Origin of the sequence: Paenarthrobacter sp. MSM-2-10-13, assembly GCF_011605365.1 — a bacterium.
Lineage (GTDB): Bacteria > Actinomycetota > Actinomycetes > Actinomycetales > Micrococcaceae > Arthrobacter.
On record NZ_JAAOXO010000001.1, the window covers coordinates 691,003 to 710,429 of the forward strand.

At 54.1% G+C, this 19,427-nt stretch carries 27 protein-coding genes; 12 read left to right on the top strand and 15 right to left on the bottom strand.

Annotated features, from left to right (window positions below; translation table 11 throughout):
* Positions 1-17: 17 nt before the first annotated feature.
* The 8 genes from HAV21_RS03230 (at position 18) to HAV21_RS03265 (ending at position 6,263) form a co-directional block, all read left to right on the top strand.
* Complete coding sequence (locus tag HAV21_RS03230; RefSeq protein WP_166840905.1) at positions 18-800, top strand: ribonuclease HII; 783 nt, start codon at positions 18-20, stop codon at positions 798-800.
* A 66-nt stretch (positions 801-866) separates the two neighbouring features.
* Positions 867-1,211 carry a DUF2469 domain-containing protein gene (locus HAV21_RS03235; protein ID WP_018776202.1) on the top strand — a complete coding sequence of 115 codons (345 nt, stop codon included), beginning with the start codon at positions 867-869 and terminating at the stop codon, positions 1,209-1,211.
* Between the two features lie 110 nt (positions 1,212-1,321).
* Complete coding sequence (locus HAV21_RS03240) at positions 1,322-1,687, top strand: YraN family protein (protein WP_142938912.1); 366 nt, start codon at positions 1,322-1,324, stop codon at positions 1,685-1,687.
* Complete coding sequence (locus tag HAV21_RS03245) at positions 1,687-2,694, top strand: ATP-binding protein (RefSeq protein ID WP_279538984.1); 1,008 nt, start codon at positions 1,687-1,689, stop codon at positions 2,692-2,694. Before HAV21_RS03240 ends, HAV21_RS03245 begins: the two co-directional genes overlap by 1 nt.
* Positions 2,695-2,723: 29 nt before the next feature.
* The gene (locus HAV21_RS03250) at positions 2,724-4,085 is read left to right on the top strand and encodes a hypothetical protein (protein WP_166840330.1); all 1,362 of its coding nucleotides are present in this window, start codon (positions 2,724-2,726) and stop codon (positions 4,083-4,085) included.
* A 219-nt stretch (positions 4,086-4,304) separates the two neighbouring features.
* Positions 4,305-5,051 (top strand): hypothetical protein, encoded by a 747-nt coding sequence (locus HAV21_RS03255; RefSeq protein ID WP_166840332.1) that lies wholly within the window; start codon positions 4,305-4,307, stop codon positions 5,049-5,051.
* On the top strand, positions 5,048-5,731 hold the full coding sequence (locus tag HAV21_RS03260) for a hypothetical protein (RefSeq protein ID WP_166840334.1): 684 nt from the start codon (positions 5,048-5,050) through the stop codon (positions 5,729-5,731). The genes HAV21_RS03255 and HAV21_RS03260 overlap by 4 nt, the downstream gene beginning before the upstream one ends.
* A 235-nt stretch (positions 5,732-5,966) precedes the next feature.
* Positions 5,967-6,263: a hypothetical protein gene (locus tag HAV21_RS03265; protein WP_166840336.1), complete on the top strand. Its 297-nt coding sequence runs from the start codon at positions 5,967-5,969 to the stop codon at positions 6,261-6,263.
* Positions 6,264-6,399: 136 nt separating this feature from the next.
* Here the strand turns inward: HAV21_RS03265 and HAV21_RS03270 are convergent, their stop codons facing one another.
* The 9 genes from HAV21_RS03270 to HAV21_RS03310 all read right to left on the bottom strand — a co-directional run bounded on the left by HAV21_RS03270 (position 6,400) and on the right by HAV21_RS03310 (position 11,431).
* On the bottom strand, positions 6,400-6,867 hold the full coding sequence (locus HAV21_RS03270; protein WP_166840337.1) for a hypothetical protein: 468 nt from the start codon (positions 6,865-6,867) through the stop codon (positions 6,400-6,402).
* Between the two features lie 7 nt (positions 6,868-6,874).
* On the bottom strand, positions 6,875-7,375 hold the full coding sequence (locus HAV21_RS03275; RefSeq protein ID WP_208095813.1) for a DUF3846 domain-containing protein: 501 nt from the start codon (positions 7,373-7,375) through the stop codon (positions 6,875-6,877).
* Positions 7,376-7,445: 70 nt separating this feature from the next.
* Positions 7,446-7,982 carry a hypothetical protein gene (locus tag HAV21_RS03280; protein ID WP_166840339.1) on the bottom strand — a complete coding sequence of 179 codons (537 nt, stop codon included), beginning with the start codon at positions 7,980-7,982 and terminating at the stop codon, positions 7,446-7,448.
* On the bottom strand, positions 7,979-8,239 hold the full coding sequence (locus HAV21_RS03285; protein ID WP_166840340.1) for a hypothetical protein: 261 nt from the start codon (positions 8,237-8,239) through the stop codon (positions 7,979-7,981). Before HAV21_RS03285 ends, HAV21_RS03280 begins: the two co-directional genes overlap by 4 nt.
* A 669-nt stretch (positions 8,240-8,908) precedes the next feature.
* On the bottom strand, positions 8,909-9,703 hold the full coding sequence (locus tag HAV21_RS03290) for an ArdC-like ssDNA-binding domain-containing protein (protein ID WP_166840342.1): 795 nt from the start codon (positions 9,701-9,703) through the stop codon (positions 8,909-8,911).
* Positions 9,704-10,225: 522 nt separating this feature from the next.
* Positions 10,226-10,663: a hypothetical protein gene (locus HAV21_RS03295; protein ID WP_166840343.1), complete on the bottom strand. Its 438-nt coding sequence runs from the start codon at positions 10,661-10,663 to the stop codon at positions 10,226-10,228.
* The gene (locus tag HAV21_RS03300; RefSeq protein ID WP_166840344.1) at positions 10,660-10,917 is read right to left on the bottom strand and encodes a hypothetical protein; all 258 of its coding nucleotides are present in this window, start codon (positions 10,915-10,917) and stop codon (positions 10,660-10,662) included. The genes HAV21_RS03295 and HAV21_RS03300 overlap by 4 nt, the downstream gene beginning before the upstream one ends.
* Entirely contained in the window at positions 10,905-11,216 is a 312-nt protein-coding gene (locus HAV21_RS03305) for a hypothetical protein (RefSeq protein ID WP_166840346.1), read from the bottom strand. Before HAV21_RS03305 ends, HAV21_RS03300 begins: the two co-directional genes overlap by 13 nt.
* The gene (locus tag HAV21_RS03310; protein ID WP_166840347.1) at positions 11,213-11,431 is read right to left on the bottom strand and encodes a helix-turn-helix domain-containing protein; all 219 of its coding nucleotides are present in this window, start codon (positions 11,429-11,431) and stop codon (positions 11,213-11,215) included. The genes HAV21_RS03305 and HAV21_RS03310 overlap by 4 nt, the downstream gene beginning before the upstream one ends.
* 102 nt (positions 11,432-11,533) lie before the next feature.
* On the opposite strand from HAV21_RS03310, the gene HAV21_RS03315 reads away from it, so the two are divergent.
* Positions 11,534-11,869 (top strand): hypothetical protein, encoded by a 336-nt coding sequence (locus HAV21_RS03315; protein ID WP_166840348.1) that lies wholly within the window; start codon positions 11,534-11,536, stop codon positions 11,867-11,869.
* A 53-nt stretch (positions 11,870-11,922) separates the two neighbouring features.
* Here HAV21_RS03315 and HAV21_RS03320 read toward each other — a convergent pair whose 3' ends face one another.
* From HAV21_RS03320 to HAV21_RS03345, 6 genes are all read right to left on the bottom strand, one after another.
* The gene (locus HAV21_RS03320) at positions 11,923-12,702 is read right to left on the bottom strand and encodes a prohibitin family protein (RefSeq protein WP_208095816.1); all 780 of its coding nucleotides are present in this window, start codon (positions 12,700-12,702) and stop codon (positions 11,923-11,925) included.
* A 1,076-nt stretch (positions 12,703-13,778) separates the two neighbouring features.
* Positions 13,779-14,564 carry an HNH endonuclease signature motif containing protein gene (locus HAV21_RS03325; protein WP_166840351.1) on the bottom strand — a complete coding sequence of 262 codons (786 nt, stop codon included), beginning with the start codon at positions 14,562-14,564 and terminating at the stop codon, positions 13,779-13,781.
* Positions 14,565-14,630: 66 nt separating this feature from the next.
* The gene (locus HAV21_RS03330) at positions 14,631-15,062 is read right to left on the bottom strand and encodes a hypothetical protein (RefSeq protein ID WP_166840353.1); all 432 of its coding nucleotides are present in this window, start codon (positions 15,060-15,062) and stop codon (positions 14,631-14,633) included.
* Positions 15,063-15,344 (bottom strand): hypothetical protein, encoded by a 282-nt coding sequence (locus HAV21_RS03335; RefSeq protein WP_166840355.1) that lies wholly within the window; start codon positions 15,342-15,344, stop codon positions 15,063-15,065.
* Entirely contained in the window at positions 15,341-16,252 is a 912-nt protein-coding gene (locus tag HAV21_RS03340) for an ERF family protein (protein ID WP_166840356.1), read from the bottom strand. The genes HAV21_RS03335 and HAV21_RS03340 overlap by 4 nt, the downstream gene beginning before the upstream one ends.
* An 87-nt stretch (positions 16,253-16,339) precedes the next feature.
* A complete protein-coding gene (locus HAV21_RS03345; protein WP_166840357.1) occupies positions 16,340-16,624 on the bottom strand; it encodes a hypothetical protein in 285 nt (94 codons plus the stop codon).
* A 260-nt stretch (positions 16,625-16,884) separates the two neighbouring features.
* On the opposite strand from HAV21_RS03345, the gene HAV21_RS03350 reads away from it, so the two are divergent.
* From HAV21_RS03350 to HAV21_RS03360, 3 genes are all read left to right on the top strand, one after another.
* The gene (locus HAV21_RS03350) at positions 16,885-17,598 is read left to right on the top strand and encodes a replication-relaxation family protein (protein ID WP_166840359.1); all 714 of its coding nucleotides are present in this window, start codon (positions 16,885-16,887) and stop codon (positions 17,596-17,598) included.
* A 97-nt stretch (positions 17,599-17,695) separates the two neighbouring features.
* The gene (locus tag HAV21_RS22010) at positions 17,696-18,106 is read left to right on the top strand and encodes a hypothetical protein (RefSeq protein WP_208095819.1); all 411 of its coding nucleotides are present in this window, start codon (positions 17,696-17,698) and stop codon (positions 18,104-18,106) included.
* A complete protein-coding gene (locus HAV21_RS03360; RefSeq protein WP_166840360.1) occupies positions 18,106-18,531 on the top strand; it encodes a hypothetical protein in 426 nt (141 codons plus the stop codon). The genes HAV21_RS22010 and HAV21_RS03360 overlap by 1 nt, the downstream gene beginning before the upstream one ends.
* The last annotated feature ends 896 nt before the right edge of the window (positions 18,532-19,427 follow it).

Sequence of the window (19,427 nt, forward strand, 5' to 3'; positions counted from 1 at the left end):
GGCACTTGGGCACAGCAATGGCATCAACGGCTACCGGCTCCAAGGTCAAGGCGCAGAGTAAGACACAGAGCAAGACGCAGGGCAAGGCAACGGCTAAATCCACTAAGCAGGCCAAGAGCCCTGTGGGTGTCCCCACCCTCGATGTCGAACGGTCTTTCTTATCCTCCGGCGTCCGTTTGCTCGCAGGAGTGGATGAGGTTGGGCGGGGAGCCTTGGCCGGACCGGTCAGCGTTGGCATTGCCGTAGTAGACCTTGCCGAGCATGGCCTGCTGGCTGACGTCAAGGACAGCAAGCTGCTCAAACCCGAGGATCGGGACAGACTGGAGCCTCTTGTTCGACAGTGGGCTGTGGCCTCCGCCGTCGGGCATGCATCGTCCCGGGAGATTGACGAAATCGGCATCATCGCCGCCTTGCGGCTGGCCGGAACCCGTGCTTGGTTTGAAATCCTTGAAGGCGGCATCACTCCGGATGTTGTGCTGTTGGACGGCAGTCACAATTGGCTTTCGCCGGACGTTCAGGCCTCGCTCTTCGACAGTCCCGACCCCGGCCCTTGGTGCGAGGCGCCAGTGCATACCAGGATCAAAGCGGATATGAGTTGTCTCAGTGTTGCCGCCGCCAGTGTCCTGGCCAAAGTTGCCCGCGACCGGATTATGGTGGACCTGCATTCGGAAATTCCCTCCTATGGCTGGAACGTCAATAAGGGTTACGCCACTTCCGCTCACCGTGAAGTCATTCGCTCGCAAGGCCCCAGTGTCCATCACCGGACAAGCTGGAACCTCACCGGTCCTGATCTGGCCTGATGCCTCAGACCCACGCCGCCATCCCATGTGGCGCTTGCTGCCCGGCTGATAGTGCAAGATGGAACTATGAGCGCCGAGGACCTTGAGAACTATGAAACCGACATGGAGCTTCAGCTCTACCGCGAGTACCGGGATGTTGTCGGTCTGTTCAGCTACGTAGTGGAAACCGAGCGGCGTTTCTATCTGGCCAACCACGTGGACCTTCAGGCCCGCAGTGCGGACGGGGAAGTCTACTTTGACCTCACGCTTCAGGACGCCTGGGTCTGGGACGTTTACCGCTCTGCCCGCTTCGTCAAGAATGTTCGCGTGATCACGTTCAAGGACGTCAACGTAGAGGAACTGCCGCGGAGCGAGGACCTGGCTTTGCCGAAGGATGGCGGTCTTGGGGACCTTGGGGATCTCGGAAACTAATCAGGCGCTCCTCAGTATTCCTCCACAGCACTGACTTCCGCAGGTTTACCCACATAGCTAATTGACACCCTGCCGCCGCACCACGCCAGCCTGAAAACTGGTGCTTGGAGGTGGTGGTCATGAGAGCAAAAGACCTGCTTGGCCGTAACGGTGAAGCATTGGCGGCAGATTTTCTGGAGAACCAGGGAATGCGGATCGTCGATCGCAATTGGCGGTGCCCGGACGGTGAGATCGACATCGTGGCGATCGAGGGCGACATCTTGGTTGTTGCCGAAGTAAAGACCCGGAAGAGCCTGGACTACGGTCATCCTTTTGAGGCGGTGGGTGCCGCCAAGCTCGCGCGTCTTCATCGTCTCTCGTTGTCGTGGTGCCGCGAGCATGATCTTGCTGCTCTGCGCACGCGGATTGATGTTGTTTCCGTCATTGACAGCGGCGTCGGTGAACCGCAACTTGAGCACTTGCGCGGTGTCGGCTGATGGGGGTCGGACGCAGCTACTGCGTTGCCTTGGTGGGGCTCAACGGTTACATCGTGGAGGTAGAAGCTGACATTGGCCAAACGCTCCCGAACTTCGTCATCCTGGGGTTACCAGATGCCGCTCTGAATGAGGCTAAGGAGCGTATTCGTTCGGCCGCTCAAAATTCGGGAATTCCCCTCAGCCGGCGTAAGATCACGGCCAACCTCATTCCCGCATCTCTTCCCAAGCGAGGCTCTGGATTTGATCTCGCCATCACCATGGCGGTGCTCCGGGCTGCCGACGACATCCGCGAAATTGGCGGAACCGTGTTTATTGCAGAGCTCGGGCTTGATGGACGATTGAGGCCGGTACGTGGCATCCTCCCTGCCGTCATGGCGGCTGTTCAGGCGGGTTACCCGGACGTCGTGGTGGCTGACGCCAACGCTGAGGAAGCGGCGCTGGTCCCCGGAGCGAAGGTTCGCGGCTACAAGACCCTTGCCCGGCTTGCCTTTGACTTCGGCGCGGATCCCAAAGACCTCGCCCTCGACTACGACCCTGTTGACGCCGATGTGCCTGCGGATGACGCGGGCCACGTCCCGTTGATGCCGGATCTCTGTGACGTGTCGGGCCAAGGCGAGGCACGGCGCGCCTTGGAGGTAGCCGCTGCCGGCGGCCACCACATGTTGCTGACAGGGCCGCCCGGGGCAGGAAAAACGATGTTGGCAGAGCGCTTGCCGGGCCTGCTTCCGGACTTGGCCGACACAGCGGCCATGGAGGTGACCGCCATCCACTCGCTGGCCGCTGTCCAGTCAACAGCTGTGAGGCTCATCCGCAGGCCTCCCTTTGAAAATCCCCACCACAGCGCCACCTCCGCCGCCATCATTGGTGGAGGCTCGGGACTTCCCAGACCCGGGGCCGCGTCGCGTGCACATCGAGGCGTTTTGTTCCTTGACGAGGCGTCAAATCTAGGGCATACCACGCTATGGACGCAACCACTTTTAGGTCAAACCGCTCCACGCTCCAGTTGAGGAGGCAAACACCGTGAGAGAATCCCGGCATGTCGACCATCAAAGCGATCCCTCTGGTTTTGTTGTCAATGGTGATCGCTTGGCTGTGCCTAACCACTGCTTGGCCGCTTGATGTTACGGGAGTTCTTGCATCGCTTGTATCGAACGCGATTATTGCCGGACCTGTGGCCGTGGGGGTAAGGGAGTGGTTGCGGCTCCGTGCGTTGCGGAACCAGGCTGGTGAAATTTCTGACTCTATTCAGAACGCGGTTGAGCTTGCATCAGATGCGGTGAGCCAGATAAGGGCAACGGCGCTGTGGTCAAGGCTCCGCGTGCACAAAAACAACGCGTCGGACGTCTCTTTGAAGAGTGTCGATGCGCAGGTTCTTTGGAATCAATGGGACCGCCTGATCTGGAAGCTGCAGGACATCGAGGCTGACTTTGGGAGTAACGATCATGAACCGTACGTGCGGGGCATTCAGCTGCGCTACTCGCTGCTTCAGCCATTAGTCGAAGAAGCTGTGGAAGCCTGTAGACGGCTTAGACGTGACCCCTTGAATAGTCTGATTGCCCAATACACAAGGGATGCGCATGCAGGAGACGACCAGCGCTTAGAAGAGGAGGTTAACGCGGCGCTCAACCGCCTGAGGCTTGCCGTCGAGCCGGTTCTTAGCGACATGAATATGCTTGTCGCCATCCTGCGAGACGGGTACCGCCCGGATCTCATGTTGGCCATGAGGGTACAGAACCCGTTCCCCAGGTGGCTGTCGTGCCTGGCATATGCTTTGACCTTGGCTGCTGCCGGTATCTGGTTTGCGGCTTTCGTGCGGCCAGAGGACTTCGCCAGGGGCCTCGCTGCTGCCATTTATGTAAACCTTCTGACTGGCATCGTATCCGCGGCAATCTCAGTGGGGGTCGCGACTCTAGGCCTCATAGTTTGGAACAAAAATCGCGCTGTCTTAGCCATCCATCCCTATCATGACCTTTGCCAGACGCTGCAGGGCGTCCTTTCAGTGCTGTTCGACCATGGCCTTCTGAATCGCCAGGAGGTTTTGCGACAGCTCGCTACGGAGATTGCCGACAAAGTCAACCAGCTACAGCACATCCAACCTGATGCCAGACTTCATCGCTATTGCCAACTCATGATCCGGTCAGTGGGTGAATACGCTGATGGTCAGTTTGAAGCGTGGAGATCGGTAGAACCGGAGGTTATGGCGAGCATCGGTTTGCAGGGGCTGAGACCTCCTACTCCTACGGCCGACCGAGTGGCCACGTTAGGCACAAAGCTGTCGGTCCGTGCTGAGCAGCTATATATTTCACCGTTCGACGTCCATAATCGTCTGCTGTTTGGACCCCGCACTTTGGCGGCTCGTATCCGTCGGTCAGGGCGTCCAACACGACACGGTGACTAGCCAGGTATCCAACTACAAGGGAGGTAGCAGTGACGGACTCCGATTCAGAACCCACAGATGGGGGAGCGTCATCAATCGAATCATTGGGGAGCGACGCGGTCTGTTCCTTCGACCCGGTGGCAGGCTTCGCCATCAATGCGAGCACGGTGGACGAGTTGCGCTGGTACACATACTTAAGCCCTCCCAATCTCGACGATGAAAGATTGTTAGAGTCCAGAAATGACGAATGACTTCACCGCAGAAGCGGAACAGCTAACAGGGGTATGCCGCAACATCTTCGGTGACGAATCTAGGTGGATAACTGCTGACGGCTATCCACATAGCCTGGCTCTCTCCATCATCGATTCGATCTACTCGACTGGTTCGAACTATCAGCCCGTGATCAACGTGGTGAACGAGTACCGCGCATATCGACGTGCTCAAGGCGGCGACGCTGACCGTGATGGCACCGTGGAGCTGCTGGCCACCTTCAAAGAGGCCGGAGGCAGCGGGGGATGGGCTGAGCTAGTCAATAACCGCAAGCCCGCCCACACCAAGGCGAATGCTCCCCTGAAGGCAGAGGTTATTCGTCAAGCCGCTGAAGTACTGCAGAATGAGCTCGGTTATACGACTCGAGAAGACCTTCACGACGCCTACGCAAAGGACGAAGAGCTGACGGCTTTGAAGGAAGCTTGGCTTCATCTGCCGAGTCAGAGATCCGGCGTCACTTTTAACTACCTGCTGATCCTGGCCGGCTTCCAGTCCGTTAAGCCCGACCGCATGGTGATCCGTTTCATTGAAGAGCACGCTGAACTCGGTGGGCGGCGCCTGACTCCCACCGAGGCGGCAGAGCTGATCAAGAAGGTAGCCGAGCTTTATCCGACCCAACCGCGGCGGCTTGACCACGTGATCTGGCGGCACGTATCGGGACGAGAGGTCTTCCGGGAAGAAGAAGTGACTTCTATCGTGGGTGAGCCTGCCAAGTGACAGAGGATGAATGGGCAGACCTTGCTCGGCAGCTCGTTGAGGCAGTGAAGGACGACGCGCCTAGCGCCACTGACTGGATCTCAGCAGTCTCGACGGCTGCGACCCTGTTGATCGCGATCGTTGCCGCCACGATTGCCCTCTTTCAGTTGAAACAGGCGAAGAAGCTAGAGCTCGATAAGTCCCAGCCGTACGTTGTCATGACCATGGAAGAGAGCATCGGTCCTGAGTTCATTGACCTAGTCATCAAAAACTACGGGCAAACGGCGGCCTATGACGTGAGAGTGGAACTCAGCCCGTCACCGACGAGGGTTCAAGAAGGTGCGGAAGTCGTACACCTCCCGGAGGTGATTCCGGTCATGGCTCCTGGTCAAGAGTGGCGCGTCCACTGGGACTCTGCTAGTGACAGGTACGGTTCTAACCTACCTGACAGGCACGAAGGAACTATCACCTACTTGGGCGAGAAGGATGTTTACAAAGAACAATTCTCTTCCAAAGCAATTCTGGATTGGTCCATCTACAAGTCTCGAATCAGGATGGTCAAATATGGGATTCATGATCTCACCAAAGAAGCCATTGCAATCCGCAAGACCCATCAGAAATGGACAGAAGGCCCGCGCGGTGGCTTGAGCGTCATTGCGCGGAACGGGGACGGGAGAGTCCAGAGCAAAGTAGAAGAGTGATTAGAAATTCTTTAGAAGGCGTCGGAGTTCCGGCACCTTCTTCACGTCGACTTTAAGTTTGACTCCACTGGCTTTGGTGGACTTCTTTAGATAGCTTAGTAGATCAAACTCTTTCATTCCCTTCTATTATATCAATTATCTTATTGACAATAAATAGCCTTGCCTCATAATCAAGCGGCAGTAGTGATCGCACCCAGTGATTGCTAGCACCTGCACCTTGAAGGAGGTGAACAAGATGGGCTACAAGTCGATTCGTACCTCTGATATCAGCGGCGAGATCTTGGCCGATGACAAAGTGATCACTGTCGTCGTCCGTAGTGCTGGAAAGCTGTTCGATGCTTCGTCTGAAGAACTGGCAGGACTCAAGCGCGTGACGAACGTCGTCGAGCTTGAGCTGCGCCAGCCTGATGGCACCAGCGAAGAGATCATCGTCAGCAAGGCTGACTTTGACAAGGTCGTTACTGCGGAAGTTCTGGCCAACGCAGACAACATCCGGGGACGCAGAAATGGTTTCAAACCGTCCACCGACTAACCACCCATACGCCCCGTCCAACTGCTTGATGCTTATCGCAGTTGGACGGGGTCTTTTAATTTGAAGCCGGTCTAGGAGGTTGTGGGCCTCAAAGAGAAAAGCCCCACTCCACGAGGAGTGAGGCTAATCCCACGATCTAGGCAGGGACGACTCGGACGTTGGCAACGAGGGCATTCCGTTCCGCGTGTAGCAGGACAGACGTGTAGGCCTGTTCCCAGTCATCAAAGACACGCTCGTGCTCTCGCCATTGCATGTCTTCAATGCGCTGCGCATGAACCTTGAAACGGTCTGTCTCAAGGAACAGCCGAACGTACCACTGGGGAACGTCCAGAAAGTCGCCCTGCTCTGTGAGTGGCCCGATGAGGACGACATCCCCCTGAGCCACTTGCTTGCCTCGCTTAGCTGCTGCGTGCAGCCAAAGTGTCAGCGTGGCTCTACGGTTAGTCACCAGCTCAAGGTAAGAAGCGCTCTCAGCGGCCAGGAGTGACGCGTCGGGACGGTTGATCACAAAGCGCTCTACTGAGCCGCCTAGCGTGCCTTCCAGCCCCTTCATGTCGGCAAAGTCCTTGACCTCAAGAGGCTTCTCGATGTCACCAGGAATCAAGATCCCTTTAGGCAACTTCATCACCCGCCGGAACGACTCGCGTCCGCTGAACTGCAGTCCAAGACTGAGCCTTCAGCAGCGCGTAATTGGCTGCTTCAAAGTAGTCCTCGAAGCGCCGCAGGTTGCCGTTGAACTTCTTGGCGTCGTCAAACGTCTGGAACTCGGCCTTGTAAGACTTCGTTTCAAACAGGAGTTCGACAACCTCCTTAGGCGCGTCCGTGGTGTTGCCCTGGCTGTCGGGGTAGCCGACGATCAAGGCGTCACCGCAGATGGCGTCACGGCCTCTGACGCTTGGGAACAGGAGCCAGAAGAGCAGGGTAGCTCGACGGTTGATCTCCAAGTTCATCAGCTTGCCTTCTTCGTTGACGACCAGTGAGGCATTGAGCGGAGTGAGATCGACGATCTCGATGTAGCCTCCAACTGCTGCCTGCATACCGGCCAAGTCTTCGATGGTCACTTTGTAAAGCGGTCGATCCTCATCCTGGGGAATCTGGATGGCGTGAAACACGCTAATCACTTCCTTCAATCGTGGAATGTACTTGAAGCCGATTAGCTCCAAGAGTCAGCCCACGATTGGGCTACTTCTTTTCCTTCTTAGGCTTGTATCCGGCGCTGAACTGGCAGCCCTTGGCTAGACACTTGAGCTGGCCGTCGCTGATGATGTGGCCGTTGCGGCAGGTCTTGTATGAGCCGCTGGCTGCTGCCTTAGTTGCCAAGTGATCGATCTCGTTACTGAGAGGTTTGGGAATGGTTATTGGAGCGGAGAGGCGCTTCACTTCTTCCCTGGTCTGCTGTGTCTCGGCGATAAGGTCAACAAGGTCAGTGAAGCGAACCGTGGCCAGGAGTTCATCGTCGGCCTGGAAGACCACCGTAGGGATGCGGCTGAAGCTTGCGCCAGCCAATGCCTGACGAAACCACTCTTTGATCTTGATCGTCTTGTGGTTCTTGCACTCGATGTCCAGGGGAGTGTCTTGGAAGTAATCGGTGAGGTCCATCTTCTGGTGTGAGCTAGCGCCACTGCGCTTATCCCTAGAAACTCGCGCGCCCAGCTTCTTCTTGAGTATCTTGGCTACTTCGTTCTCGAGTGAGACGCCCTTTTCGGAGGAGACGCTCATGACCCTGCCTCCAGCAGGACATCACCCGTGTCGTGTAGCCATCTGCCTATCGACGTAGCGTCGACCCACGGGCTGGTTGGGTCAGGTCGGTACTTCAGTGCCTGCATAATCGCTGTGTGATCAGCCAGGGCTTTCAGAACAAGGCCCACTTGATAGTCAGTAGGTACGGTTGTCTCGTACTCCTTCGCGCGGAGTTCTAAGTTATTCATTAGCCTTTTAGCCGCATCAATAGGTACATTGTGCTCGTTGGTGGTCATATATCACCTCCTTCTTCTATTGGTTTATTTGGTCGTGCTCTACCCAGTCTCACCGGCAATCGGACACTACTCGGATTGTAGGTGAGACAAGGTGCACCAGGGCTTCGTATACGAGAGAGTGGCCCTGATGCTGTCGTTCGTGTAACAAGGAAAGTTTCCCTGATAGATAGAATTGAGAAATGTGCGAGGCGGACGAAGCGATTCGTCTACCCATCCAAACCCGCAAGTGCTTGTGATCTTGGATGGAGCACCGGTGCTGCTGGGAAAACCAAACCAGCGCGGTCTATGTCCACGAGATAACTTTGGAGAGTATCTATGGAATGTGGACGGCGAGCACCGTATGTTATTTGCTCTGTTTCTTCTTGCTGGTCCGTTTCAGGGTTGGCAAGAGGTCTTCTGAATCTAACTTTTCGAAGTACAGGTGTAGGTCGCTTAATTTACTAATAGCATCCTCCTGGCGCTCATTTTGATTGAGCGCCCTATTTTAGTCAATGGTTTTCTTCTCTGCGGATCTCATCATTCACTTGTATGAGTTGAGCTATCAGCTCGTTGTATTCCTTGGTTGATGAGCACACCCGGACTGCGGCCTCTCCGATGCGTCGAGCGAGATCCTGGCGCTTCCAGAGAATCTCTTGGAGCTCAGGACGCTGTGCCGGGATGTCGACGTATTCATGCAGCATCTGCTTGTTCGTCCACTTGCACTGCAGGTCTGCCGGCCTTGATGATCTTGTCGGCCGTGGCCAGGACACCGCGGATACTCTTCTCGTCTGGCTGTTCGCCTTGTAGCCACTGCTGGATGTAGTGCCGGCTCTCCTCAGCGTCGAACTGATCCGTCGCGCCTAGCTCGTTCATGATGAGGTAGGCGGAGCCTTCAGCTTCAAACTCATACAGGCCACGGTGGACTTGATACTCTGGTAGCCGTTCTTCCGTCGTATGTCCGTGGACGATATGACTGAGTTCATGCTGCATCGTCTTAAATGGGTAAGCCGCTACCGGATTGATGGCGAAGTCTCGACCTTTTGAATACCCCTGGGCGTTGCCGTTCAGGCTCTCGTAGTCGACTTCGCGAATCGCCAATGCACCTAGCGCACACTCCTTACTCCAAGTCAGCGGCTCATACTCTGGTAGGTCATCGCCCTCAGTGTCCGAGACTCCGAACATGCAGTTGACCAGCTTGAAGCCAGATAGTCGCTTCTCTTCGTCGCCGTTGTCTTTCTCCTGCTTGCGGAACATCGGAACGTAGATGGCTTTGGCCTTGCTGCCCTTTTTGACTTGGCGGTTCAGGGCCAGCCACCCCTTGTACGTTTCCTGTGGTTCGATGATCTGGCTTTGCATCATCATGAGCGCCTGATTGCCGAGACTCAGTGTCCGGAACTTGGAGTACGTCTCCCCAGCTCGTCCCGGCAGCTTGAGTGCAGTCTCTAGTAGTTCAGACGGTGATGGGGGAGTAAGTTTCTCGCTCATGCCGTTGCCTCTAGCCGGCCAGCTTCGATGATCGTTGCAGTTGCCTCGAATATCCGCTGCTTCAGACCATCGCTTGGTTGCCTGCCTGCCAGCCTGTGTCTCATCAGGCGCCGGGTGCGAGGGACATCCATTTGGCCTTCGACACCTTGGTCATGCATGAAGATGTAGGCGACGCCGTCAGCCGCGAACTCCCGTATCGGCAGTGGCTCGGTGAACTCTTCGTCAACGCGAACGAGCGTGTGCCCTAAGCAGATATGCCCAAGTTCGTGTAAGAGCGTATGTAAGGGTCGTGGAGCCTTCGGACTGATCCCAAACTCTAAGCCGCCACTGATGCCATAGTCTCGCTGTGGATCTCCAAAGAACGGGACTTCACGTATGGCTAGCGCAGCCAGGGCGCGTTGCTTGCTCCAACCCTCAGGCTCGACGAGTGGTCGATGTCGATTCAATCGGGGGAAAAGTCGGCTCTTGACGGTTGAGCCGAATGCTTCTTCTAGCAGGCAGTCCCAGTGGGGGTTGAACCGCTCACTCATCACCGGTTCTCGTAAGGATGCCCTGCTTGAAGAGTTCGATGGCTAGCTTTGCAGCGGCGTCTTCTGGACTATCGGCTTCCGTGTTCTTCGCCAGGTTGCCCTTGTTGAGCCACCCACTCGCGGGACTCCAGTAGTCAGCGATCCAGTTGTCATGAAAGTAGTTTCCGTTCATGACCGTCAGATGAAAGACGTGTCTTGACCTTTGGGGCTCATAGGTACGCGGCAACTCTCGCAGCAGACATCCAAGGTCGTAAGCAGGCGCTATCCACTTCTGGTGCTCGGAGTCACAGATGTGGTTGTGGACGACTTGCTCGGCTGGGTTAGGAAATGCAGGGTTCCATGTTGGAATCTCTATCCAGTCGAAGCTGTAGCCGTCCCACCCGCTCAGCTCATGCAGCTCCTTGCATAGTTCTAGGGAAGCTACATTCACAGTTCCACCCCCTCTACCTGACGCATCTCCATTTCGCCAAGGAGGTAGTTCAGGATGCTTTTCACGTCCTGAAGTTGAGGCTCTGTTAGGTCTTCGCGCTGCTCAAGTTCGAGGTAGTACTCAGTCTTGGCGATCAGATCGACGGGTCCGAGATCCTGGTAGTCATCCAGCCGGCGGGCTTCGAGTCGCAGTTCTAGTGAGAGCGATTTAGTTGGTTCTTGTTCACGGTTATGTAGATGGATTAGTTCACCCATATCACCTCCTCAGGTTGATTAGTTTGTTGCGCCTCTTGCTCTAGCTGCTGCCGAAAGCTTGGGCTGATCTTGTATTCGATGCGGCTCAGTAGCGCTTGGATGATGAAGTCCACCGTCTGCCGCTGCTCGTCTATGAGTTGCCATTGGTCGAGCTCATGGAACTTGTCATAGCGCTGGACCAGCTGTATCTCGTCTAGCTCGTAATAGCTATCCGTGGACGCTGCTTCGCGTTTGATGGCAGCTTCACGGTCTCTGGAGTGCCTGAACTCATCGCGGATGGATACGAAGCGCTCGCTCATGCGGCCGTCTCCTGGTCATCTTCATGACCGAGGTACGTGTAGGCGAACACACCTTCCTTCACGCGCTCGGTGAGGATCTGATGGCCTTCTTGGCGTAGTTCCGCGATTCTGGCGCTGTAGCGGTAGGCCAACCGATTCAGTTCGTGGCTCGATACCCGACGCTTGGACTGGAGTAGTTTCAAGATTCGGGCGGTTTGGGAGAGTTTTTCACTCATATCACCTCCTTCAAGGTATTGGGTTTAAATCTGATCCGGTCTATGCAACCTTCGACTTCGGGTGGATACTTCATTCACCGCACCTATCGGGAGGTTTGATTCATGCAGCAGAGTCTCATCCCAGTTACATTCTCTTTATGGCTCCTGATTCCTGGACTGGTCCTCTTTATCGTCAGCTTCTTCTTACCCAAGGGGTTCGGGACAGAAGAGGATATTCCGTGGTTTAAGGAGATGTGGACGCTCATCAGGGATTGCGTCAAAATCATCCTCGATGAGAGCGAGCCGCCCCGGAAAAAGGTTCGTGCGGGCGGATTGCTCCTCATCATGCTAGGCATCGTCGTGTTTCTTCTGAGTATCGTCCTGGGGCTATTTGGCGACAGTGGCGGGGACCCCAAGCCCACGCCCTCCCCAACGTCAACCGCGACGCCTAGCCCCTAAGACAGAATCCAGTGTTCGTTCACGATGGTGCCTATTAAGGCCTCCAGTTGTGGTTACTTGAGTGGGATGTTGAATACCGTCCCGCCACCGAGGTACTGAGGGAGATTGCCATCCCATTTATCAATGGCCAATTTCTGTAGGTACTCGGCGCTCAAAGTCTCTGACTGCGCCTTCTGAGCCTGGGAGTCTATGCTGGCGCGTTCCAGGTTGAACTGAGCACGCTGGGCTTCCTGCTCCGCCACCTGCTTCTGCTCGATGGCCTGCGTGAACGCTTCCGAGAACTTGAAGTTAGTGATGCTCACATCGTTGATGGAGATCCCGTACTTGTTCAGCCGGTCACGAAGCTGCTTGGTCACGTCGGACTTGAGCTCGGCGCGGTTGGTTATGAGCTCGCCGGCATTGAACTTCGCTGCAGCGCTCTTGAACACCTCGTTGATCGCTGGGGTGATGAGCTTGTCTTTGAAGTCGACGCCGATCGTCTTGTGGATAGTGCTGACCTCACCGCGTTTCACTTCGTAGTTCACGACGACCGTGCCATTGACGTCCTGCAAGTCCTTAGTTGCGGCCGTGCTCGGCACTTCCTCCTTCTGGATCTTCACGTCGTAGACAGAAACCTCGTCCACGCCCCACGGCGCAATCCAGGCGAACCCTTCGCTGAGCTCGCGACCGGTGGTCTGGCCGAACCGCGTCACGACGCCGATCTTTCCCGTCTCAACAGTCTGCATGGCGCCGAAGAAGGTGATTAGACCGACTAGGGCGACTACTCCAGCAAGGCTTCCCGCAATTATGTTTCGAGTCTTCTTTCGTTGTGAGTCCATTCGCTCCTGGTACATTATTTCTTTCTCCGTTTAGTTTGATGTCTTAGGTCTGAGTCGAGATGGGTGATGATGACGGCGGCCGCCACGATGATCACGATCAGTCCGAGTATTACTGCTGCTATTGCCATAGGCCTCCTTATTAGTCCTATTACTTGTTGATGGTCCGCAGACCAAGCTCAGCATCGCGTGTAAGAATCAGACACTTAGTGCGCTTGGCGCATGTAAGTTATTTGAACGATGCTGAGCTTGAACGACGATTCTGTGGAAAAGTACCCGAACTTATGGCACTTTGGCCAAGTTTGCGCATCACCGGCACCTTGTGGCCTTATAAGCTTCTTACGCAATGATCCGATACTGTCGTCAATAGCAAAATGGCCATTTTGGGCTGTTTGCAATGTCGCCGATTCGATGGCCTAACTATGCGACGTTAGCTAGCAGGGGTGGAGTCTAAAAGTTCGGTACATACAACATGCATTTTATAACCTGTCAATATCCGAACTTATGATCATGTGTGCTAATAATAAGAGCACATATGCGACATAGAACTTTCGACGGCGAAGAAGTGCTTGCCTACGCCCAGGCCGGCTACTCCGCTCCACGCATCATTGAGACACTTGGTCTTAGCGTGGGGGAGCGAGCCATCCAGAAGTACGTCGCGGCCAACCTGGGGCACCGTCCAACGATCAAATCAATTGAACGGTACGACCCAGTTCGCAGCCGTGTCGTTGCCTATATGGTTTCTCAGGGTCTCGATGAGTACTACTGCTCAAGTTGCCATCGACGTTCCAGCTATAAAGGTGCAATTAGGGAGCTGAGTAGGGATGAGTCGCTCGACGTCCTCGTCTTTGTGTGTCGCCGTTGTACTACGGTTGCTGATCGCTAGTCCTGCGCTTGAAGTGTCTTTGGCTTCCGTCGGCTAATCCGCCCACCGACAGCACCGTAGACTCTCGCGCGTTCACGTCCCTCTTCACCATCCCCGAAGCCACCAGTCCGCCCCCGTTGGCCGCCGATTTTTCCGATGCGCTTATAGTGGTCAGGATCGCGGGCAAGGTTACTGTCCCTTGCTTTGATCCCCCCGGCCTTCGTGCCGCTCACCTCTCACCACCAATACTCTCGTTTGCTATCTTCATGAATGTTTCTCCTTCTTCATGTGTCTTAAAGTAGCGCGACCGCTTTTTTTCATTTTGATCCGTCCAGTTCACCCTGTAGGGACGTCTACCCGCCTTGCTCTTGCTAGTGTCGAAGCTCAGTCCAGCCTTTGCGGTGGAGGTACGAGTTCTACGTCGGGGGCGTAGGCTCTCAGCTGGTTCACCCTGCTTGAATCTTTCTAATGCCTCAACGGCTTCCTCTAGCGTGTCAAAACCGCCGATCCAGTGCTTGACACCTCCTTGGCGCACTGCAACTCGGTATAGTCCGAATTGCTTCGATATTCCAGTGGGTAAATGCCAAAGCTTGCGGCGGGAAGTCGGGTAAGGTACTCCGCTGCAAGCCAACTTGTACGCATTCTTGGCTTCCTGCTCAGTTAGGTAGCGCCCGTAGAAGGCGCCTTTGTACCTGACCATCCACTTATTCTTGGATGCGTCCCAGGTGTAGCCCTTCTCACCCTTGTAGTTCGCCATGTTCTCCTTCTGCGTTACAACTCGAAGGTTACTGGCGCGGTTATCCAGTCGATCATGGTTCTTGTGGTCTGTGAACAGACCCTCCGGAGTGTTGGCAACCAGGCGGTGCAAACGTAAATTGCCTTCCTTGGTTCTACGCATCGCGTAGCCGGTATCGCTGAGATACCAACTAAGGTGGCCGTACTCTCTGAATGTATCTTCATCTACTAAAGTTTTATATCCTTTTCCTCGTTTTCCTGATAGCTGAATGAATGGCATGCACTAAATATGACCGAAAACATGTTCCGCGCATACAGTGAAATCTACAACGGAATACCGAGTGCTTTACTTACCCCTCCGGAATACAGCAAGGATGCTGCGACTACGCTGTGCTTGCTTGATACTTCGATCTAGATCCGCCTTTTGGTAGTCAGCAATGATTCCGGACTGAACTTTCATGTGCCGCTCAAGACGATCTGCTCGGTCTTTGTGGGAGTCTCGTTCACCCTTCACTGTTTCTAGCTGCGTCTGCATCTCTAGGAAGGCTTTGGCTTGTTCCTTGGTGAGGTTACTGTCGAGAAGTCCATCGCCCTTACGGCGATCCCTGAGCACCTTGTTGCTGGCTTGGTAGGCAGGCCATGACTTAGCGCTTCTAACCCGGCGAACGATTGATTCGCCGCGGCTGTGCTTGTCCTGAACCTGCTTAGTTGAAACTCCACTTTTGAGAGTTGCCTTGATAGCCAGGAACTCCTCACGAGTAACTTTGTTGCGTGACATCTATTTGGTATTCCTTGGTGGTAACTCCACCGTTACGTTGTTTCCGTGCATCTCCTTGTACTTGGCGAGCTCTAGGAGCTCGTAGGGGATGCTGACATTGTGCTTATTGATTAGTTGCCGCTCGTCTTGAGAGAGCGACACAGCGTGGCAGAAATCTTCGACGGCCTCACTGACGCCAACGGGTAGCTGGCTTGCAAGAGCGCGAAGTTCTTTGGGGGACATCAGACTCACGCGGTCAACGACTATGTCGATGGCGTGGTCTCTTGTATCTGGGCGAATCATGCTGTGTCCTCAGGAGGAGTGACTTCAACGGTCGACGCACCTGCCTTAGCTGGCTCTTGTTTCATCCAGTCTTCTGGGATCTGTTCTTCACCTGACTCAATGCGATCTAATGCTTCATTGATCAAGCGGAGTTCCGGCTCTTTACAGTTACCCAGGAGCGGCTTCTTGGTAGTAGCCAAAATGAAGCTGCTGATGGTCTTGTTATCTACGAAGCCAAAGTTCTTCAGACGACTCTCTACGGCCTTGTAGGAGCCACGAGAATCATCCGTTGGTACAGTCACGATATCGATGTTGGTTGCCGCTTCACTCGATGCCCGCTGCCCCCGCATGCTGATTACCGTCTCAAGCTTGGTTATAGCCAGGTTCGCGTGATCAAAGCTACGGATAGTCCGAAGCCGGCGCTGCACATCTTCTTCCGGATATTTGAGATCGAGGCACATGGCTTTGATCTGTTCGATCTGTTCAGGTGACGGTGGCTGCTGATGATTGCTCGCTTTGTTGCCGTCGTCATCTTCATCCTTGGCGGAGAGGCCAAGTATGGCCATAACTGTTTGTCGTCGGGTGTAGGTGATCGCTGATCCAAGTCCTTGCGGGTCTTGTTTGACCAGGAGCAGCGCTATATCTGCCTGGAGAGATGGGCCGTCCTCGTGGAGCAATACCGTATGGAGGTAGTGTTTGCCGTCTATAGTGACCGGCCACTGCATGAGCCCAAGCTTCACCTCTGTAAGGAGTGGCAGCGCTGCGTCCATCACCTCATCGAGGGGTGCATAGGTGTTCTTGAAGTGGTCGTTCTTGGCTGACTTGTCTAGTGCTCGAACGGTTGATTGCAGCTTGATAATAGCGGCGGCAATTTCCTTCGGAACTTCGGCAAACAACTGAACGGCGGGTGAATCTATACCAGGGTCCATGTGGGCTCCTTGGCAAAGTCCCGTCGCTTGGCAACGTATGACTGGTTGTGTGTTGCCAGGCGGCGCTCACGGATGGCTGCAAGAGCCTTAGCGTGCGGATTCGCCTGCTTTCGTCGATTTAATTGCATCAAGATATTTCTTGCCATATCTGTTAGTCCTTTCTTTCTCTCGGAAGATTTGTCGTAGTTTTGTGTTGTTCTGGAGAGCTATGGTCGCCAGGATGTTGCCCTGGCTAGCTTTCGGTAGACCGCTGTCGATCATCCACTGTTGGTACTCACGTACTGCCGGCGGGAAGGCTGCTGGTACTGAGAGGCTCATCATTGTGTGCTTGATCTTCTTGGTTTGTTTAGGGTATGTGTGATCTTTATCCATATCCCTCCTTTCTAAAAATTGGTAGTTGCCAAGTTGTGAATATGCGCTGTCGAGGTAGTGCCCGTTTGCTAATGTTCATTATGAATGAATGCTCTAAATGTTCAATAGTTTTAGAGTTGTAGAATATGCAACGTCAAGCCCAGCAGGCCATGTGTCGCTGGACGCGTTGCTGATGAGTGGTTGGCGACACAGCCATTCCCTGCCAGGTAAGGGCAAAAGGCGGGCTAGGGCACGAGACTAACCTGTTCTATACTGCGAGCATGCGAATCAATAGCCGTCACGCCGATATTCTCAGCTCATTGGATCGCTTCGGCCAGCTCGATAGCAGCCATATTCAGCAACTCCATTTCCCTGAAGCTAAAAGCAGGACTTCCTTTGCACGAGCCCAGGCTCAACTAGTCAAGGACAAGTTCATTGTGCGCATGGGACGACGCCAGGTACAGGGGGACGGCATGGGCTCGGGGCAAACTGTCTACCAGCTCGGAGCCGTTGGCTGGCAATACCTAGGCAAGCGTGGCAAGTTCCGTCCTAGGTTCACTGCTATATCTGAGCACCGTCTAAGAGTGGCGGATGTGTTCGCGCAACTATGTGAGCGTGAGGACAGGGGAGAGATAAAGGTTCGTGGCTACTACTGCGAACCTGATACTCATATGCGCCTCGCTGGCGTCACAGTCCGCCCTGACTTCTTTGTAGAGCTGGAACTGACAGATAAGAGCGAGCTTGTATGCCTTTGGATAGAGGTAGACCGCGACAATGAAAGTCGCCTGGAGATTGAAAAAAAGCTGCGCGAGTACATAGCGGTATTCGATGGCGTTCGCCCTGGGGAGATTGAGACTGTGCCTAGCGTGCTGTTCCTGGCTGAGACGGATATAGGGCTTCGCAACCTTCAGGGCTACATGCATGGCAAGCTAGGGGCTTATGAGCACATGTTTGAGCTGATGCATATAGAGGGTTTCGCGGACAGGCTTAAGTAGTAAAAACTACATCTTAACCTTGGTGAAAACTATTGAACAATCAATCAAAAAGGAGCATAATATAAACAGTCAATAAGATAAATGGAGAGTATCAACTATGACCCAAAACCAACTAGAAGACAGGATTCTTGAATTAGCGCGGATGGCGCTTGATGAACCATGGGCAGACGTGCAGGGATGTGCAACAGTCCTGGCTAAGGAAATTATTCAAAGCTTCTACAACCCGTCGACCCAGGTAGCCGTCATATGGTCGATCGAGGACGTTCAAGGCCTAGCATCTGAGCTTAGCGATGAGCAAGCTATGGAAGTTCTGGAAGATGCAAAGAATCATCATGACGCCTCAGTTGGTATGAACTGGGATGTTCTCGAATACTACGTTGAACGCTCTGTTATAAACGCTGAAGCAGCTGCGGAACTAATAAGCGGCACGTCTATCCTGCATAACATCACTGACGATACTGCATTGATCGCAGGCGGTGATATCAATAAGCTGGAGGTCGCAGCGTAATGATCTACCGCAACTATGTGATTCGAGCCGAACTTCGCAACATTTCCCAACACGAACTCGACGACGACGGGAATGAGCTAGAGGCCATCAACAACAGTGATGAGTGCAACCTTGAAGGCTATTACTACGTGGATCTGACCAAGGGTATCTTCGGCGATAATCATCCCACCATCGATGGCGTCAAGCGTGAGATCGACAAACTACTCGACACTCCAACACCAGTCTTCACTCCGCTCAATGCGGATAGGACGGAGCGGCTCTCGTTCCCGAAGTCTGAAGTCGTCCTATTGGGCGGTGATCTTGATACGCGTGGATCAGGCAAAAAGGCAATCGTGGCCATCAATGGTACGACCTACGAGGTTTACGGCATCGACTGCGGATTGTCGGGTTGCGTGTGCGATGCCTACATAAAAGAGGTGGCGTGAGGTATCACACACTCGATAGCCGTACAGGCGTGATAGTCGAAGAATCGAACTGGCTGCCATCCATGAGTCAAAGAGGCTCATACACGAGCTCCCAGCGGCCTATGCGGACGTATCATCATCACAGCTTCTGGTTACGAACTTCCGAAGGCCGGCTCGCAGTAGTAGGAATGAGTTGCCTGCTCCTGGGGATGATCCTCGGATAGCACGAATACACAACAAAAAACCCTGGACTTAGCGTCTAGGGTTTTTGCGTGGGATTAGCGTCTACTGCCGAAACGCGTGTACGTGACTTGTAACCAGAGTTCAGTATGAAGAATGACTTGTGTTTTTTCAAGAGCTTTTGACGCTCGGCAAAGGTTGGCTCGAAGTAAGGCACGCCAAGCTCAGGAACGACGTACGTTTTGTTTGTGAGTTTTAGAAGATCCATGCCGATGATTGTGAAGCATAGGACGCGATTTGACCAGGACTTATCCACTGTTTTGCAAGAGTTTTCCACAATGAGAGTGCGTTTAATCACATGTCAAGATTGACTTAAATCACATGCGCTTCATAATGACTAGTAACCGCTTGGCGACCTAATCATTGTCGAACGGGGGTATAAGAAATAAGTAGAGCCTCCTGCTGTGGAGACTCTTGCTTGACAACCTAATCTGCTTTCTATTTTAGCAGTGTTGTTTACTTATGCAAATACTTTTACAATAGAATAGTTCGCAGTCTATGTTATAGGCAGCTTACCCGCCGTAGCTACATCTAGCGCGATAGGTGATAGCAAGTACGTGTGATGGTTCAACTCTAAAGAAGAACCAAAGACCGTAGCGGTGGGCCATCTGCCTATAACACTTGAAGGTAGCTGTGAGGGTCGGCAAAGATGATATGGGTCGCTCCCAAGCCGAGGT